The sequence below is a fragment of the Polymorphospora sp. NPDC051019 genome, assembly GCF_040683055.1.
GTDB classification, from domain to species: Bacteria; Actinomycetota; Actinomycetes; order Mycobacteriales; family Micromonosporaceae; genus Polymorphospora; species Polymorphospora lycopeni.
Genome location: NZ_JBFBCH010000002.1, coordinates 1 through 16097, shown reverse-complemented (window position 1 = coordinate 16097; position 16097 = coordinate 1). Strand labels below are relative to the sequence as shown.

The following is a 16097-nucleotide window of genomic DNA, read 5'->3' as shown; positions in this document are numbered from 1 at the left end:
GTGAGCGGCTGGCTGGCGGCGCTCGACCGCCGCGCCGAGCTGCGCGCCAAGGCCGGACTGACCCGCCGGCTGCGCCCGCGCGCCGGCACCGACTCCGTGGTCGACCTCGCCGGAAACGACTACCTCGGACTCGCCCGCCACCCGACCGTCACCGCCGCCGCCGGCGCCGCTCTGACCGGGTACGGCCTCGGCGCGACCGGCTCCCGGCTGGTCCGCGGCTCCACCGACCTGCACGCGATCCTCGAGGCGACCCTCGCCGACTGGCTCGGCACCGGGGCCGCCCTGGTCTACTCGTCGGGCTACCTGGCCAACCTCGGCGCGATCCGGGCCCTGGTCCGCCCACGCACCCTGCTCGTCTGCGACGCCCACAACCACGCCTCGCTGATCGACGGTGCCCGCCTGTCCGGCGCGCAGACCGTGGTGACCCCGCACGCCGACCCGGCCGCCGTCGACGCCGCGCTGGCCGCCGCACCCGGCCGGCCCGCCGTCGTCGTCACCGAGTCGGTCTTCTCCGTCGACGGCGACCTGGCCCCACTGCGCGACCTGTACGCGGTGACCAGCCGGCACGAGGCGCTGCTGCTCGTCGACGACGCCCACGCCCTCGGCGTCACCGGACCGGCCGGCGCCGGGGCCGTCGCCGCCGCCGGACTCGCCGGCCGGCCCGACGTCGTGGTCACCGCCACCCTGTCGAAGGCGCTCGGCGGTGCCGGCGGTGTGGTCGCCGGCCCGCAACCGCTGATCCGGCACCTGGTCGACACCGGCCGCACCTTCGTCTACGACACCGCGCTACCGCCCGCGGTCGCCGCCGGGGTGCTCGCCGCCGCCCGGCTGGCCCGGGCCGGCGACGGCCTGCGCGCCGAACTCGCCGACCGGGCCGCCACCGCCGTACGCCGGCTGCGGGCCGCCGGCCTGGCCGTCTCCGACCCCGCCGGCGGCGTCCTCTCGATCACCGCACCCGGCCCGGAGGCGGCGGTCGCCTGGGCCGCCGCCTGCCTCGACCGCGACGTCGCGGTCGGCTGCTTCCGTCCACCATCCACACCGGACACCCGGTCGCGGCTGCGGCTGACCGTCAACGCGGGCGTGCCCCGCACCGACTTCGACCGGGCCCTCGACATCGTCGTGGAGTGCGCACCGTGAGTGAACGTAGTGAGCGAGCCGTTTGGTTCAGGGGGTTACACGGCGGTGCCGAGCGGAGCGAGGTGGCGCTGTGAGTGAACGTAGTGAGCGAGCCGTTTGGTTCAGGGGGTTACACGGCGGTGCCGAGCGGAGCGAGGTGACGCCGTGAGCGAAGGTAGTGAGAGCGAGCTCGGCTGGCGGGGGCCGGTCCTGGTCACCGGCACCGACACCGACGTCGGCAAGACCGTGGTCACCGCGGCGATCGCCGCCTGCGCCCGAGCGGCCGGCCTCACCGTCGCCATGGTCAAGCCCGGCCAGACCGGTACGGCCACCGGCGCGCCGGCCGACGAGGACACCGTCGCCCGGCTGGGCGCCCCGACGACGACCCGTACCCTGGCGAACTATCCCGACCCGCTGGCCCCGCTGGCCGCCGCCCGGGTCGCCTCGCTCGAACCGCTGGAGCTGTACACGGCCGTCGACGCCGTACGCGACATCGCCAAGGAACACGACCTGGTGCTCGTCGAGGGGGCCGGCGGTCTGCTCGTACCGATGGGTCTGCGGCCGTCGGGCGAGGCGTGGACGGTCGCCGACCTGGCGGTGTCGCTCGGCGCGCCCGCGGTCGTGGTGACCCGGGCCGGTCTCGGCACGCTCAACCACACCGCGCTGACGCTGGAGGCGCTGGAGCGGCGCGGCATCCCGGCCGGCGTGGTGGTCGGCGCCTGGCCGGCCGAGCCGCAGCTCGTGCACTGGGCGAACTTCACCGAACTCGTCCCGCACCTGCTCGGGGCGCTGCCGGACGGTGCCGGGACGATGGACCCGGGCGTGTTCCAGCGGTCGGCGCCCGGCTGGCTCACCCCGGCCCTTTACGGGGTGCTCGACGACTGGCGCACCTGGGCCGACGAGCAGTAGGTCAGGCGGCCCGGGCGACGGCCACGGTACGGCGGACCACGAAGCTGTCCGGCATCCGGAACGACAGGTTGTCCGGGCACCACGGCGCCCGTACGACGGTCACGTCGCGTAGCAGGCCGCCGGCCTCGGCGACGACCACGGACGCCTCCATCCGGGCCAGTTGCGCGCCGACGCACCGGTGCGCGCCCGCCCCGAACGCCAGGTGCCGGCGGGAGCCCCGCTGCCCGGGCCGGAACGTCTCCGGTTCGGCGACCACGGCCGGGTCCCGGCCGGCGCGGGCCAACCACAGCACGACGCTCGTACCGGCCGGCACCGCGACCCCGCCGAGCGTCGTGTCCCGGGCGGCGACCCGGCGCCAGGTGACGATCGGCGGGTCGAGACGCAGTCCCTCCTCGACGACGGCCGCGACGTCGACGGTGCCGGCGCGCAGGCCGTCGAGGACGGCCGGTTCGCCGGCCAGCCGGTGCAGCAGCAGGGTCAGGAACTGCGACGTCGTCTCCTGACCGGCGACCAGCAGGAAGAACAGCGCCCCGACGACCACGTCCGGCGGGTGGCCGGCGGCCCGCAGGTCGGCGGCGAGCCCGCCGCCGGTCGCTGCGAACTCCCGCAGTACGGCGTGGAACCGGCCCACCGTCGACGCCAGCGCGAGCTGCCGGTCCGGGTCGACCGGCGCCCAGAAGAGTTCCAGCGCGCAGCGGGCGAACTCCTTGACCGCGGCGACCTCGGTTCCGTCACCATTCGCGTCGCCGCCGGCCGGCAGGTCGACGAGCCGGGCGAGCACCAGCAACGGCAGGTCGGCGGCGAGACCGGCGTACAGGTCGACGGGGTCGCCCCGGTCGAGCGCGGCCCCGAGCAGGCCGACCCGGCCGCGTACGACGGCGGTCAGCCACGCCCGCTGGGCGTCGACCCGGGTCGGGTGCAGCGCGTCGGCGACGATCGCCCGGATCGCCGGATGGCTGGGGCCGCCGTTGTTGGCCAGCGTCGGCGGCAGCCGGAACCGGTGCCGGGCCAGGACCCGCAGCGCCGCCACCGGCACCGGCGTGACCGCGTCCAGGGCGTTGTCGGGGCGGAACGTGCCGGGGTCGGCGAGAACCTGCCGGACCAGCGCGTGCCGGGTCACCACGAGATGCGTCACGCCGGCGTGGTCGGCGACCGTCGTGACGTCGGCACCGGTCCCCGGGGGCGCCTCCCAACTGCGCAACAGCACGTCGGACAGGCTAGCCGGCCGGTCTGCCGCCGCCCGCCGGGCCGGGCAGTTCCCAGATCGTCGTGTGCTTGACCCGTACGCTCTCCAGCGCCGGCGGCACCGGCACGTCGTACGCGGCCAGCGGCCGCAGCAGCCGGCGGGGCAGGAACGCCCGGTCCGGGTCACCGACCAGCACCCGCGCCCCGACCTTCACCGCCCGGCGCAGGAAGCCGAACATCCGGTCCGCCATCGCCTGGCTGTAGAACGCGTCGCCGACCAGCACCACCTCGGCGTCCCCGGCGTCGCCGTCGAGCAGGTCGGCGGTCTCGGCGGCGACGGTCACGCCGTTGGCCGCCGCGTTGAGCGTCGCCGCCGCCCCGGCGAACGGGTCGACGTCGACCGACCGTACGTGGGCCGCCCCGGCCCGGGCCGCGACCACCGCGACCAGGCCGGACCCGGAGGCCAGGTCCAGCACCCGCCGGCCCGCCACCACCTCGGGATGGTCGAGTACGTAGCGGGCCAGCGCCTGCCCGCCGGCCCAGGCGAACGCCCAGAACGGCGGCGGCTGCTCGCTGCGGAACTCGCCCTCGGTCAGCTCCCACAACCCGATCGGCTCGTCGGCCTGGTGCAGGCTGATCTCGGGTACGAACGGCACGGGGGCCAGCCGGGCGTAGGCGCGGACGAACGCCGCCGGGTTGTCGGACACGCGGCGATTCTGCCCGACCGCCGACGACGCCGGGGGCGGAGGGCCGAACCGGCGGCTCCCGCCGACCGACGAAGCTCGATACGCTGTCGCAAACCCGTGGGCAAGGGCTTTCCCGGCCCGCCCACCCGAGCGGAGGCACGATGACCGACCACCCCGACCCGATACGCCTTCAGGTGCGCGGCAGCACCGTCGCCGACTACGTCCTCGCCCCGGACATCGACCCGCGCTGGTCGCCCCGGCCGCACCTGCACCCGGTCCGTACCCTCGCCGGCGTCCCGGTCACCGACACGCTGCCCGAGGACCACCGCTGGCACCTCGGGGTCAGCGTCGCCATGCAGGACGTCTCCGGCACCAACCTGTGGGGCGGGCGCACCTACGTCCGCGACGCCGGCTACACCTGGCTCGACGACCACGGCCGGATCGTCCACGACGCCTGGCACGAGCGCCGCCCCGACGGGTTCGCGCAGCGGCTGCGCTGGCTCGACCCGGCCGGCGACACCCTCCTCGTCGAGGAACGCACCGTCGCCGTCAGCGAGGTCGGCCACGCCGGCACGTACGCCCTCGACATCGCCTACACGCTGACCGCCCCCGCCGGCCGGGACATCTCCCTGGGCAGCCCGGCCACCAACGGCCGCCCCGGCGGCGCCGGCTACGGCGGCTTCTTCTGGCGGATCGCCCCCGGCACCCCGCAGACCTTCACCGCCGGCGCCGACGGGGAGGAGACCGTCAACGGCAGCACCGAACCGTGGCTCGCGCTCACCGGGCGGGGAGCCGACGGTGCGCCGTACAGCCTGGTCTTCGCCGGGCTCGGCGACGGCGACCACTGGTTCGTACGGACCGGGATCTACCCGGGGGTGTGTGTCGCGCTGGCCTTCGAGCGCACGTTGCCGGTCCCGGCCGGCGACGCGGTCAGCCGCCACCACCGTGTCCTGGTCGCCGACGGCACCCTGACCCGCGACCAGGCGCACGACCTCCCCCTGACCCCGTCGTCACGTTGATCGCCACGTCGCCCGGCGCGTCGGTCGGGCACGTCGGTCGGCGCGTCGGGTGCGCGCGGATCAAGGAGAAGGCGTGCCTGGTTCGTTCGGGTTGTCGCTTCAGTTCTCCCTGATCAGCGCGAGCGCCGGCGGGCCGGGGCGGGCAGCGGGCGGGTTAGTGTCGCGGGGTGATCTACAAGCTGCTCGCCGCCGCCGAATGGGCCGAGGCCCGCGCGCGGGGGAGTTACCCGGGGTCGGCGGTGGACCGGCGGGACGGGTACGTCCACCTCTCCGGCCGGGACCAGGTCGTCGAGACGGCCGCCCGGCACTTCGCCGGCCAGCGTGGGCTCGTCCTGCTGACCGTCGATCCCGGGCGGCTCGGTGCCGACCTGCGCTGGGAGCCGTCCCGGGGCGGGGCGCTCTTCCCGCACCTGTACGCGCCGCTGCCGGTCGACGCGGTGGTACGGGCCGAGGACGTACCCGGGGACGTGCCGGTGCCGGACGCGGTGGCCGCGCTGATCGGCTGAGCCGCCGTCAGACAGCCCAATTGGCTGACAGGCGGGCTGGTTGGCTGAGTCTGCCGTCAGGGCGGGCCTGGGGCGGCTGAGCCGCCGTCAGGCGGGCCTGAAGCCGGCTGAGACGCTTTCGGGCACTACCGGCCGGCGGCCCGGCTCAGGCGAGCTGGCCCGGGTCGATGCCCAGTTCGCGCGCGGCCGACAGCCGCACCCATTCGGTGACCTGCCGCCGGGCGACCACCCGCTCGTGCACGGTGACCTGCACGGCCAGGCCGTCGACCAGCGCGATGATCCGCCATGCCGCGCCGCCGGGGTCGGGGCAGGTGAAGGTCCCGTCGGCCGCTCCGGCCGCGATCACCTCGGTCAGCGCTTCCTTCCAGCGCAGGTCGAGCCGGCGGGACACCTTTTCCAACTCGGGGCTGCGCAGTGCCTCGGCCCAGCCGTCGATCCACAGCGTCCAGCTCTTGGACCGGCCCCCGGACGGTGTGTAGAACCGCAGCAGCTTCTTCAGCTTCTCGAGCGGGCCGGTGCCGGAGCGCAGCAGCGCGTCGACCCGGGCCAGGTCCTGCTCGGCCGCGTACGCGAACGCCTGGGAGAGCAGCCGCTCCTTGGTCGCGAAGTGGTAGAAGACCAGCGCCTGGCTGACGCCGGCCGCCTTGGCGACGTCGGCGGTCCGGGTGTTGGCCAGGCCGCGTTCGGCGATCACATCGCAGGCGACGCTTAGCAGCGATTCGAGGCGTAACTCCGCCGAACGTCTCGTCACGCGGTCACGTTAATCCATGGATGTCACCATGTTGTGTCACATCATCTTCACTTGGTTGAGGGAACAGTCAGCCGGAGCCCGCCCGTGCCAGGTTTTTTCCTTCCATCTCCCAACCCAGGTTCCTAGGATGCCTGTGGGGCGTGCTCGGCCTGACTGAAACGCCAAGTCCATGACCTGCGGTTTTGTGGATCACGGTGGCGGCGGCGCGCCGAGGGGGACCCGAGTTGGCACTTGCCGGCAGGCTCGGCTAAAGTTCTCATCCGTCACCGGGAAACAGCGGAGACAGGCAAGAACGGAAGTCAGCAAGACCTGCAGTACGCGGACGTAGCGCAGCTGGTAGCGCATCACCTTGCCAAGGTGAGGGTCGCGGGTTCGAATCCCGTCGTCCGCTCGGAGATATGCCGCCACAGTCGGGGGCTACCTCGGTGGAGTGGCCGAGAGGCGAGGCAACGGCCTGCAAAGCCGTGTACACGGGTTCAAATCCCGTCTCCACCTCGGCAAGAGCGAGGGCGATTGGCGCAGTGGGAGCGCGCTTCCTTGACACGGAAGAGGTCACTGGTTCAAACCCAGTATCGCCCACCATGTATATGGGCAGGTCAAGCGGCTCGTTATCGGATCTTCGGTAACGAGCTGTTCCCGTTGTGCTCCTTACGTTGGGGGTAGAATGGGAGCACAAGATCATCTAGGTTGATCGGGTCGTGTCCCTCGGCGCGATGAGGGCATGACCACGATCGTGCACCCACCCGTCTTTTCCGGCCTACGTCGTTGAGGATGACGAGCGGGGGCGGTACGTCCCGATCGACTTCCCGCACTGGCAGACCATCTACCACTACCATGCCCGCTGGGCAGCCGACGGTACCCTGACCCGCCTGCACCACACCCTGCACCACATCGCGGTCGACACCATCGGCTGCTATTGGTCGTGGCCGTCACCCACCACGCCGTCATCGTCTACTGGTCGATGACCATCATCATGAGCCGACGACTCGTGCGCACCCAACCCCAACCTCAAATCACCTGACCAGTCGTCGGACTGGCTCTCAGCCGTCCTGCGTTTGCCGGGATCTTCGGCAAGCACCTGAACCCGCTGCGGTCGGAGTTGTATCCGTCGTAGACCGCCGGGTGTGAGGTCCGGCTGCCCGCCAGACGCGGTGGGCGCCGGCAGCGTGAGGCAGGTGCCAGCCGCGGGCGGGTAGCGGCGGGGCGGCCGCCGCCAATTCGGACGTGGTCTGTGATTCTCCTGCCGCCCACCACTACGGGGTTGCAGCAAACTCGGCAGGGCGACCTCGGCGGCCAGCGCCACGTCGCGGGACAACTGGTGGTCAGCGTTGAAGAATTCCACGTGCGGTGTCGAGCCGGCGTCACCGAGCGGCGGCTCGGTTCTGCTGCTCTGCACGGGCTGGCGGCCGGCCGGCGAGAACCTCGCCCGGCCGGCCGCCAGGACACCGGTCACGGTGTCGCCAGTGCCTCGGTCGGTGGCAGCCGGGAGGCGCGGATCGCCGGGTAGAGCCCGGCGACGCCGCCGATGGGGACCGTGACCGCGACCGCCGCGAGCTGGGCCCAGATCGGCACGGCGAGCGGCCAGCCCTGCCCGGAGGAGTACGCGCCGGTCACGGCGACCCCCAAGAGTACACCTGCGCAGCCGCCCAGCGCGGACAGAAGTAGTGACTCCGTCAGGAACTGTGTACGGACCTGCCCTCGGGTGGCACCCAGGGCACGCCGCAGCCCCACCTCGGAGCGCCGTTCCAACACCGAGATGATCATCGTGTTGGCCACGCCGACGCCACCGACCAGCAGTGCCACCCCGCCGAGGCCGAGCAGCAGGCCGGTCAGGGTCCGGTCGGCCGCGTCCTGGGCGACGAGGGCGTCCGAGGGTCGCTCGACGGTCACCTCGTTGGGGCGGGCCGGGTTCACGGTGCGGGCCAGCATCTCCCGTACGGTGGTGACAGCCTCGGGGTCGGTGCGGACGTACACGGTGGTGCCATGCCCGTCGAAGCCGAGGGAATCCTCGGCGACCGGCCAGCCCACCAGCGCGGCGGTGTCCAGTTCCGGCGCGAGCGGGTTCGGCATGAGGATGCCGATCACGGCGAACCACTGGTCACCGAGCCACACCCGGGTCTGCGGGCCGGGGGTGTGCACGCCGAGCAGCCGGGCGGCCTTCGCGCCGAGCACGACGGCCTGGCCCCGGGCGCTGGCCTCGGTCAGCCAGACTCCGCTGGTCAGTTCGCCGCCGAGCGTCGCCAGCAGGTTAGTACGGGCGGCGAGCACCGATAACGCGTTGGTCTCTCCGGGCGGGATCCGGTCCGTGCGGTAGACGTGGGCGTCGAGGTGTCCGATGCCGGAGGCGTCTCGTACCCCCGGGATCCGGCCGGCCATTTCCACGGCCTCCCGGGGCAGCTTCGCCGGTTCGCCGCCGAACGTCTCACCCTCGCCCGCGGTGAGCACGTTGGTGCCGATGGCGGCGAGCTCCCGCGCCAGCGCTTCCCGGCTGGATGCGGAGATGCCGACGACCGCCACCATCGCCGCGATGCCGATGGCGATGCCGAGCGCGGACAGGAACACCCGCAGGGGCCGGGCCCGGAGCCCGGCGGCACCGACCCGGATCACGTCGACCGGGGCCAGGCGGACCGGCGTGAGGGCGCCGCTCACCATGCCACCTCCTGGGCTGCCCGGGTCGCCGCCGGCCCCCGGTCCTGGGCAGCGGCGTCATCGCCCGCCGGGCCGGTGTCGGACTCGATCCGGCCGTCCCGCATCGCGACGACCCGGGGCAGGCGGGCCGCCAGCTCACGGTCGTGCGTGATGATGACGACGGTGGTGCCGGCCCGGTGCAGGTCGAGCAGCAACCGTAGGACGCCCGCGCCGGACACCGAGTCCAGGTTGCCGGTGGGTTCGTCGGCCAGCAGGACCCGTGGTCGGCCGACGACGGCGCGGGCGATCGCCACCCGTTGCCGCTCGCCTCCCGACAACTGGTGCGGACGGTGGTCGAGTCGGTGGGCGAGCCCGACAAGTTCCAGGGCTGCGGCGGCTCGCTTTCGGCGCAGGCGGCGGGGCACGCCGGTGTAGAGCAGCCCGTCGGCGACGTTCTCCAGCACCGGGACGCCCGGCGCGAGGTGGAACTGCTGGAACACGAATCCGACGCACTGCGCCCGTAGGGCCGACAGCTCGCGGTCGGTCAGCCGCCCGACGTCGTGACCATCGACGCGGACGATGCCGGTCGTGGGTCGGTCGAGCGTGCCGGCGAGGTTCAGCAGGGTCGACTTGCCCGAGCCGGAAGGGCCGACGACCGCCACGAGTTCGCCGTGGGCGATGGTGGCGGTCGCCTCGGCGAGGGCGACGACCCCGCCCGGGTACGTCCGCCCGACCCCGGCCAGCTCGATGGCCGGGGTCACTGCGGCCGTCCTGCGGTGTCCGTGGCCGGGACGGTGACCTCAGTGCCCTCGGTGATTCCCGGGCCGCTGATCTCCACCTGGCCCTGCGCGAAGAGTCCCACCTCGACCGGGACCACCACGGCGGTACCTCCGTCGACCACCTCGACGCCGTATCGCCCACCGTCGATGGCGAGTAGGGCGACGATCGGCACGGCCAGGACGTCCGCCTGCTCGCGGGCGACCAGGCGGACCTCGATCGGCGTGTCGCCCTGCTCGGCCAGCGCCTTCTGGTCCTTGACCTGGATCGTGACCGTGGCCTTCGGCTCGTCGCCGCCACCCGGCTTGCGCACCGCCGAGATCACGCCGGGAGTGCTCCCGTCGGAGAGCAGCACGGTGGCGGCGCGGTCCTTGCTCGCCAGGTGTTGGTACTTGGGATCGAGCGACAGGATCACCCGCCGCTCGGTGCCGGTCAGGTCGTACAGGGCGTCGCCGACCGGCATACCCACCTGGATCCGGTGAGCGCCGACCCGGGCCGGGCGCGGCCGGAAGACCACCCTGCCCAACTCGACGCTGCCGGTCTGCTCCAGCCCGAGCCGCTCCTGCCATCGCCGCACCGCCCCGGCGGTGGACGCGGTGAAGGTGTCGTCCACGGTGAAGCCCCCGTAGCCGAGGTCACGCAGGTTTTTCTCCAACTGACGTACGTCGGGCCCGCGGTCGCCGACTCGCATCGTCCGGTACGCCGGCGTGGATCCGGCGAGCAGCAGCACCGGCCGGTCGTCTATCCGGCAGGCCACGTCACCGGGGCGCAGCACCGTACCGGGGTCCGGCAGCGCCGTGACCGTGCCGGACAGGCGTACGGCAAGGGGCGCTTCCTCGTCGTAGGCCACCTCGGCCGGGAAGTCCTGCCCCTCGACGAGGGTCATCCGGCGTACCGGTGCGGTGGCTCGGGGCGGTGGGCCGGGCTTCGGCCGCCGTCTCCTGCCGCCGAAGCCGACCGCCGCGCCGCCGGCGACCAGCGCGCCGACGGCGCCCATCCCGGTGACCAGCAGCCAGCGCCGGCTGCGGCGTGGCGGTCGGTGGCTCGGCTCGGTCCCGTCGGGTACGTCCAAGCTGCGGGCATCACTGTTCATGGTCACCAGGTCACCGGGCCGGCTCGGCGGGCGCGGCGCCTTCGGGTAGCCCACACTTCTCGCCCGCGGCCCGGAAGCGCGCCATCGCCGCCTCGTACCCCGCGTCGTCGGGGTTCGGCAGGTTGTACCGCCCGCCCACGGCGCCGTCGGCGGGCGGATCGGGGTAGTCCTCGATCCCGTTCTCCCGCATGCACTTGGCGAACTCCAACTGCTTCTGCCGCTGCTCCGGGCTGAGCGGCCGGGGCTGGCCCCCGTTCGGCAGCAGCGAGCGGCAGGCCTCCAGAGCCCCGGTGAACTCCGGGCTGTTGGAGTCGATCGGACGGCCCGCCGCGACCGCGCCTTCCTTCGGTGGCTCGGGATCCGGCATGTCCACGCCGTTCTCACGCATGCACCGGGCGAAGGCGAGCTGCTTGTCGTGGTCACTGGTGGCCGCGGCGTCGCCCCCTCCGGCGGCATCCGCGCGTCGGTCCGGGTCGGCGCCGCAGGCACCCAGCGCGAGGGCGAACAGGATCAGGGGAGCGGCGAACGCCGCCGCACGAGTGTGTCGTCTCATGCCCACGATGCTGGACAGCGGACCGTGGAGTCAGCGTGTCCGCGCACCACACACCGCTGCCACAGCCTCGGCGCAAACTTAAACCATGCGTGTACTCGTGGTGGAGGACGACGAGGTACTGGCGGAGCTGCTGGCCGAGGGACTGCGCGAGCAGGGCCTGGTGGTCGACGTCACCCGTGACGGGGCCGCGGCGATCGAACGCGCCGCCCAGATCGACCCGGATGTCGTCGTGCTGGACCGGGACCTTCCGCTCGTCCACGGCGACGACGTGTGCCGAGCACTGGTCCGCTCCGGCTCCCCGGCGCGGGTCCTGATGCTCACCGCCGCCGGCTCCGTCGACAGCCGGGTCGAGGGCCTCACCCTCGGCGCCGACGACTACCTGCCGAAACCGTTCGCCTTCACCGAACTGGTGGCCCGCGTCACGGCACTGGGCCGCCGGACACCCGGCCGGCTCCCGACGATCCTCACCCGTGCGGGCATCACCATGGATGTGGGGCGGCACGAGGTACGCCGGGGCGGCCGGTTCGTCCAGCTCACCCGCAAGGAGTTCGGGGTGCTGGAGGAACTGTTGCGCGCCGAGGGCGAGCTGGTCAGCGCCGAACGGCTGCTCGACCGGGTGTGGGACGAGCACGCCGACCCGTTCACCACGGCCGTTCGGACCACACTCAAGACCCTGCGCCAGAAACTGGGCGATCCGGACCCGATCATCACGGTGATCGGCCGGGGATACCGGTTGCCATGAGGGCCGGAGCGCGCTTCACCATTCGTACCCGGCTGACCCTCTGGTACGCTGCCGTGTTTGTCGTCACCGGGGCCATCCTCCTCACCACGGTCTACCTGCTCGCCCGCCGGGAACTCTTCTCGGCCAACGTGGCACTCACCGAAACCATCCAGGGCCTCACCCCGGCCATCCCGCCGAGCGAGGGCGACGCCGCACCCGGTCACGTGGGAAGCCCCACCGCGGCACCGACCGGCTCCACCCGCGTACCCGCCGTGGCGGCCTCCCCGGAACTGGCCGAGGCGATCGACGCCTCCCGACAGGCGACGCTCCAGGTGATCCTGATCCAGTCCGGAATCGTCTTCGCGATCATGACCGTGATCGCCCTGCTGCTGTGCTGGCTGGTCGCCAGCCGGGCGCTGCGGCCGTTGCGGGCCATCACCACGCTCGCCGAGCGGCTCTCCCACGACACCCTTCAGGAACGCATCGCACACGACGGTCCGCACGACGAACTGCGCACCCTCGCCGAAACCTTCAACACCATGCTCGACCGGTTGGCCCGGACCTTCCAGGCGCAGCGCCTCTTCGCCGCCAACGCCTCGCACGAGCTGAGGACACCCTTGACCATCATCCAGACCGCGGCCGAACAGGCCCTGTCCCGACCGAACCGACCCGAGGCCGATTACCGCCGCGCACTGAACATCGTGGTGGCCGCCGCCCACCGCAGTGAACGGCTGCTCTCCGGCCTCCTCACCCTGGCGCGACTGCGCCAACAACCCGGCCACCAGCAGACGGTGGACCTGGCCGCGAGCGCGGCGGGCGCCGCCGCCGCGCTACCCGGACCCGGGCCGGAGCTGCGTGCCGAGCTGGCGCCGGCCACGCTCACCGCCGATCCGGTCCTCATTGAACTGCTGCTGCGCAATCTGCTCGACAACGCCGCCCGCTACAACGTCGACGGCGGCAGCATCTGGCTGCGCACCGAGATGCGCGGCGACACCGCGATCCTCGCCGTCGTCAACACCGGCCCCGTGCTGAGCGACGACGACGTCGGGCGGATGCTGCAGGCATTCCAGCGCGGCGCCGGCCGCACCGGCACCGACGGCTACGGCCTGGGGCTCGCCATCGTCGACGCGATCGTCGACGCGCATCACGGCCACTGGACAGCCGCGCCCCGCCCCGGCGGTGGCCTCTCCGTGGAGATCTGCCTCCCCGCCAGCTGGACCGTCCTGGACGCCCACGCCCCGCCCGCATCGCGCGGCGCCGTCGCATCCTTGGCCGATTGACTGGCGGCGAACGGTTTAGGAGGCCCCGCTTCCGTAGCAGTCACGGCCGGCTGGCGATACGCGCACTCCCCAGCGCCGTTCCCCCGGTGACGGCCATCATCGACGATCAGACGTACACGCTGTCCGCAGGTGCCGGCATCGCCGTGCCGCTCACCGACGCCATCCACCTTCGACCACCGGCGCCCGGATGGGCCGAGAGCGGCCCTGACCGGGCTTCGGCCGTCGCCCCCGGCAGAACAACCGGCAGAAGCCGGTGCGGAAAACACGTGATCGGGGATGGTGAATGTCACAGCGGGGGTGCGGCAGAAACGCGCTGACCTGCTACGACGTTGTCCACCTGGCACGGCGGTCGCCGCCCACGAAATCGCGGCGGCACCAGGTCGTCCTCGCCGCGAAACATACGGTTGGCCTCATTCCGAGCAACCCCTGTAGATCCGATCGGACAATCACCGATCACCCCTGAGCGGAGACGACCCCCATGCGACAACGCCGTCTACTGGCGTACGGCGCACTCGGCGCCATGCTGGTGACTCTGCTGGTCGGAGTCCCACCCGCGGCGGCCCAACCCCCGGCCACGCCATCGGCTCCGGCGGCCCCCGACACCGGCGACGCGGAGCCGGCCCGGACGCTGACCCTGATCACCGGCGACCAGGTCACCGTACGCGGCACGCAGGTGACCGTCGCCCCCCCGCGACGGCGTCCACTTCGTACGCCTGCAGCGTGACCGGTCCGACTTCGTCATCCCGTCCGACGCCATCCCGCTGCTGAAGTCCGACCGGCTCGACGAGCGGCTGTTCAACGTCACCGCCCTGCTCGAGTTCGGCTTCGACGAACTGTCGTACCTGCCGCTGGTGGTCTCCGACGCGACCGGCGTACGCGGCCTCGCCGCCGGACGCGAACTGGAGGCGGTCGACGGCTTCGCCACGAAGGCGCCGGTCGCCGACCTGGCCGAGACCTGGCAGACGATCCGTACGTCGGCGGGCCAGGGCAAGATCTGGGCCGACGGCGTCCGCAAGTCCACGCTGGATGCCAGCGTGCCGATGATCGGGGCGCCGACCGCCTGGGCGGCCGGCTACGACGGCACCGGCGTGAAGGTCGCGGTCCTCGACAGCGGTATCGACGACACCTGACTGGGTCCCCGTGAAGTGGTCCACCTGTTGTGAGAGCCCGATGCCCCATGATGGGGCTGGGAGGAATCATCACGATGGGTACCCGACGACGGCACACGCCGGAGCAGATCATCCGCAAGCTGCGCGAGGGCGAGAAGCTGATCGGCCAGGGCTCGGCCCTGCCGGAGGTGTGTAAGCAGTTGGAGGTCTCCGAGGCGACCTGGCACCGGTGGGTCGCGCAGTACGGCGGGATGAAGGCCGACGACGCGAAACGGCTCAAGGACCTGGAACGGGAGAACGCCCGGCTGAAGAGGATCGTCGCCGATCAGCTCCTGGATATCGACATGCTCAAGGAGTTGAACCGGGGAAACTGGTGAGCCCGCGGCGCCGCCGCCTGGCCGTGACGGTGTTGCGGCAGCGGTTCGGGGTGTCCGAACGCAGGGCGTGCCGGCTGGTCGGGCAGCACCGGTCGGCGCAGCGTCGTCCGGTGCCGGCTCCTCGCGACGGCGATGAGGTGCTGCGGGCCAGGTTGCGGCAGATCTCCGCGCGGTTTCCGCGGTGGGGGTGGCGTAAAGCGCATGCGGTCGCTGCCCGGGAGGGTCTGGTCGTCAACCGGAAACGGACCCGCCGGTTGTGGCTCGACGAGAGCCTGAAACGCCCGCCCAGGGTGCGTAAGAAGCGCCGGGCCGGTCCGGGCCGGCACCAGCGGATGCGCGCTACGCGGCCGGATCAGATGTGGGCGCTGGACTTCCAGGTCGACGTCACCGCCAACGGCCGGCAGGTCCGGTTCCTCAACATCGTCGACGAGTACACCCGCGAAGCCCTCGCGACCCGGGCGGCGCGCTCGTTCACCGCGGACGCCACCGTCGCGGTCCTCGACGACCTGGTCACACGGCTCGGTCGGCGGCCGGAGCACATCCGGATGGACAACGGACCCGAGCTGACCGCCCACGCCCTGACCGACTGGTGCCGGCAGAGCGGCGTCGACCCGGCCTACATCGACCCGGGATCACCGTGGCAGAACGGGATCTGCGAATCGTTCAACGGCCGGTTCCGCGACGAGTTCCTCACCTGCGAGCAGTTCGACACCCTCCTGGAAGTCCAGGTACTGGCCGAAGACTGGCGTATCGAGTACAACACCTACAGACCCCACGGCTCGCTGGACTGGCTCACCCCCGACGCCTACCGGCAGCAGTGGATCACCAACCGGCAACCACCGCTCTCATAGCCGGTGGACCACCAAACGGGGCCCAGTCACACTCGGTCACCGCACCCCTGAAAACCAGCTAACCAGCTCTCCATCAAACCCGGGGCTTGACACAGTCCCCGCTCGTGCTCCCCGCGTATGCGGGGGTGATCCTTTGACAAGGGGTCAGACGACAAGTGAGCGACGGTGCTCCCCGCGTATGCGGGGGTGATCCCGGATACGGCGACGTACTCAGCCAACGGACGACGTGCTCCCCGCGTATGCGGGGGTGATCCCTCCCGGCCCGAGCATGCCTTCAACAGTCGTACGTGCTCCCCGCGTATGGGGGGGTGATCCGTGGACGTACGCAGATGCGTACGCGGATTGGAGGTGCTCCCCGCGTATGCGGGGGTGATCCCCCCCTGATGCGACGCTTGAAGCGTCGAGCTAAGTGCTCCCCGCGTATGCGGGGGTGATCCCCACTGGGCTTGACCCGGTTTGACGGACATCTGAGATCCGTGGGGCTGTGCGCCCTCGGGAAGAATGTTCATCATGGAAGGCATGGGGAGCAAGCCGCG

The 16097-nt window shown here is 72.3% G+C and carries 16 protein-coding genes, 3 tRNA genes and 1 CRISPR repeat array; of the genes, 12 read left to right on the top strand and 7 right to left on the bottom strand.

Features of this window, described 5'->3' with window-relative positions:
• Nucleotides 1-1137, top strand: coding sequence for an aminotransferase class I/II-fold pyridoxal phosphate-dependent enzyme (locus AB0M79_RS04265; protein WP_364207677.1), 1137 nt, complete (start codon nt 1-3; stop codon nt 1135-1137).
• 144 nt (nt 1138-1281) lie between these two features.
• Nucleotides 1282-2025: a dethiobiotin synthase gene (bioD, locus tag AB0M79_RS04260; protein WP_364207675.1), complete on the top strand. Its 744-nt coding sequence runs from the start codon at nt 1282-1284 to the stop codon at nt 2023-2025.
• Nucleotide 2026: 1 nt separating this feature from the next.
• Here the strand turns inward: bioD and AB0M79_RS04255 are convergent, their stop codons facing one another.
• Entirely contained in the window at nt 2027-3241 is a 1215-nt protein-coding gene (locus AB0M79_RS04255) for a cytochrome P450 (protein ID WP_364208763.1), read from the bottom strand.
• A gap of 1 nt (nt 3242) precedes the next feature.
• Nucleotides 3243-3917: a 50S ribosomal protein L11 methyltransferase gene (locus AB0M79_RS04250; protein ID WP_364207673.1), complete on the bottom strand. Its 675-nt coding sequence runs from the start codon at nt 3915-3917 to the stop codon at nt 3243-3245.
• Nucleotides 3918-4057: 140 nt separating this feature from the next.
• Between AB0M79_RS04250 and AB0M79_RS04245 the strand changes: the two genes are divergently transcribed.
• On the top strand, nt 4058-4915 hold the full coding sequence (locus tag AB0M79_RS04245; protein ID WP_364207671.1) for a PmoA family protein: 858 nt from the start codon (nt 4058-4060) through the stop codon (nt 4913-4915).
• Between the two features lie 167 nt (nt 4916-5082).
• A complete protein-coding gene (locus tag AB0M79_RS04240; RefSeq protein WP_364207669.1) occupies nt 5083-5421 on the top strand; it encodes a DUF952 domain-containing protein in 339 nt (112 codons plus the stop codon).
• A 145-nt stretch (nt 5422-5566) separates the two neighbouring features.
• On the opposite strand, the gene AB0M79_RS04235 is transcribed toward AB0M79_RS04240, so the two are convergent.
• Nucleotides 5567-6172: a TetR/AcrR family transcriptional regulator gene (locus tag AB0M79_RS04235; protein ID WP_357536213.1), complete on the bottom strand. Its 606-nt coding sequence runs from the start codon at nt 6170-6172 to the stop codon at nt 5567-5569.
• Nucleotides 6173-6490: 318 nt separating this feature from the next.
• On the opposite strand from AB0M79_RS04235, the gene AB0M79_RS04230 reads away from it, so the two are divergent.
• From AB0M79_RS04230 to AB0M79_RS04220, 3 genes are all read left to right on the top strand, one after another.
• Nucleotides 6491-6563 (top strand) — tRNA-Gly (locus tag AB0M79_RS04230).
• Nucleotides 6564-6596: 33 nt separating this feature from the next.
• Nucleotides 6597-6667, top strand: a tRNA-Cys gene (locus tag AB0M79_RS04225).
• Nucleotides 6668-6679: 12 nt separating this feature from the next.
• Nucleotides 6680-6754, top strand: a tRNA-Val gene (locus AB0M79_RS04220).
• An 867-nt stretch (nt 6755-7621) separates the two neighbouring features.
• On the opposite strand, the gene AB0M79_RS04215 is transcribed toward AB0M79_RS04220, so the two are convergent.
• Genes AB0M79_RS04215 through AB0M79_RS04200 form a run of 4 tightly spaced genes read right to left on the bottom strand, consistent with a single transcriptional unit; the run spans nt 7622 to nt 11223 of the window.
• Entirely contained in the window at nt 7622-8824 is a 1203-nt protein-coding gene (locus tag AB0M79_RS04215; protein WP_364207667.1) for an ABC transporter permease, read from the bottom strand.
• Complete coding sequence (locus AB0M79_RS04210; RefSeq protein WP_364207665.1) at nt 8818-9561, bottom strand: ABC transporter ATP-binding protein; 744 nt, start codon at nt 9559-9561, stop codon at nt 8818-8820. Before AB0M79_RS04210 ends, AB0M79_RS04215 begins: the two co-directional genes overlap by 7 nt.
• On the bottom strand, nt 9558-10670 hold the full coding sequence (locus AB0M79_RS04205; RefSeq protein WP_364207663.1) for a peptidoglycan-binding domain-containing protein: 1113 nt from the start codon (nt 10668-10670) through the stop codon (nt 9558-9560). Before AB0M79_RS04205 ends, AB0M79_RS04210 begins: the two co-directional genes overlap by 4 nt.
• Nucleotides 10671-10680: 10 nt before the next feature.
• Nucleotides 10681-11223, bottom strand: a complete 543-nt coding sequence (locus AB0M79_RS04200) for a hypothetical protein (protein WP_364207661.1) — start codon at nt 11221-11223, stop codon at nt 10681-10683.
• Nucleotides 11224-11308: 85 nt separating this feature from the next.
• On the opposite strand from AB0M79_RS04200, the gene AB0M79_RS04195 reads away from it, so the two are divergent.
• The 5 genes from AB0M79_RS04195 (at nt 11309) to AB0M79_RS04175 (ending at nt 15561) form a co-directional block, all read left to right on the top strand.
• Complete coding sequence (locus tag AB0M79_RS04195) at nt 11309-11965, top strand: response regulator transcription factor (protein ID WP_364207659.1); 657 nt, start codon at nt 11309-11311, stop codon at nt 11963-11965.
• The gene (locus AB0M79_RS04190; RefSeq protein WP_364207657.1) at nt 11962-13224 is read left to right on the top strand and encodes a HAMP domain-containing sensor histidine kinase; all 1263 of its coding nucleotides are present in this window, start codon (nt 11962-11964) and stop codon (nt 13222-13224) included. Before AB0M79_RS04195 ends, AB0M79_RS04190 begins: the two co-directional genes overlap by 4 nt.
• Before the next feature lie 478 nt (nt 13225-13702).
• Entirely contained in the window at nt 13703-13948 is a 246-nt protein-coding gene (locus AB0M79_RS04185) for a hypothetical protein (RefSeq protein WP_364207655.1), read from the top strand.
• Between the two features lie 127 nt (nt 13949-14075).
• Nucleotides 14076-14354, top strand: coding sequence for a hypothetical protein (locus AB0M79_RS04180; RefSeq protein ID WP_364207653.1), 279 nt, complete (start codon nt 14076-14078; stop codon nt 14352-14354).
• A gap of 74 nt (nt 14355-14428) precedes the next feature.
• Nucleotides 14429-15561, top strand: a protein-coding gene (locus AB0M79_RS04175) for an IS3 family transposase (protein ID WP_364207651.1) whose coding sequence is annotated in 2 segments (ribosomal slippage) — nt 14429-14693 and nt 14693-15561 — 1134 coding nt in all. Because the reading frame shifts where the segments join, the coding sequence is not laid out codon by codon here.
• A 104-nt stretch (nt 15562-15665) separates the two neighbouring features.
• Nucleotides 15666-15998: a CRISPR direct-repeat array (repeat unit 28 nt; unit sequence GTGCTCCCCGCGTATGCGGGGGTGATCC).
• Nucleotides 15999-16097 lie beyond the last annotated feature (99 nt).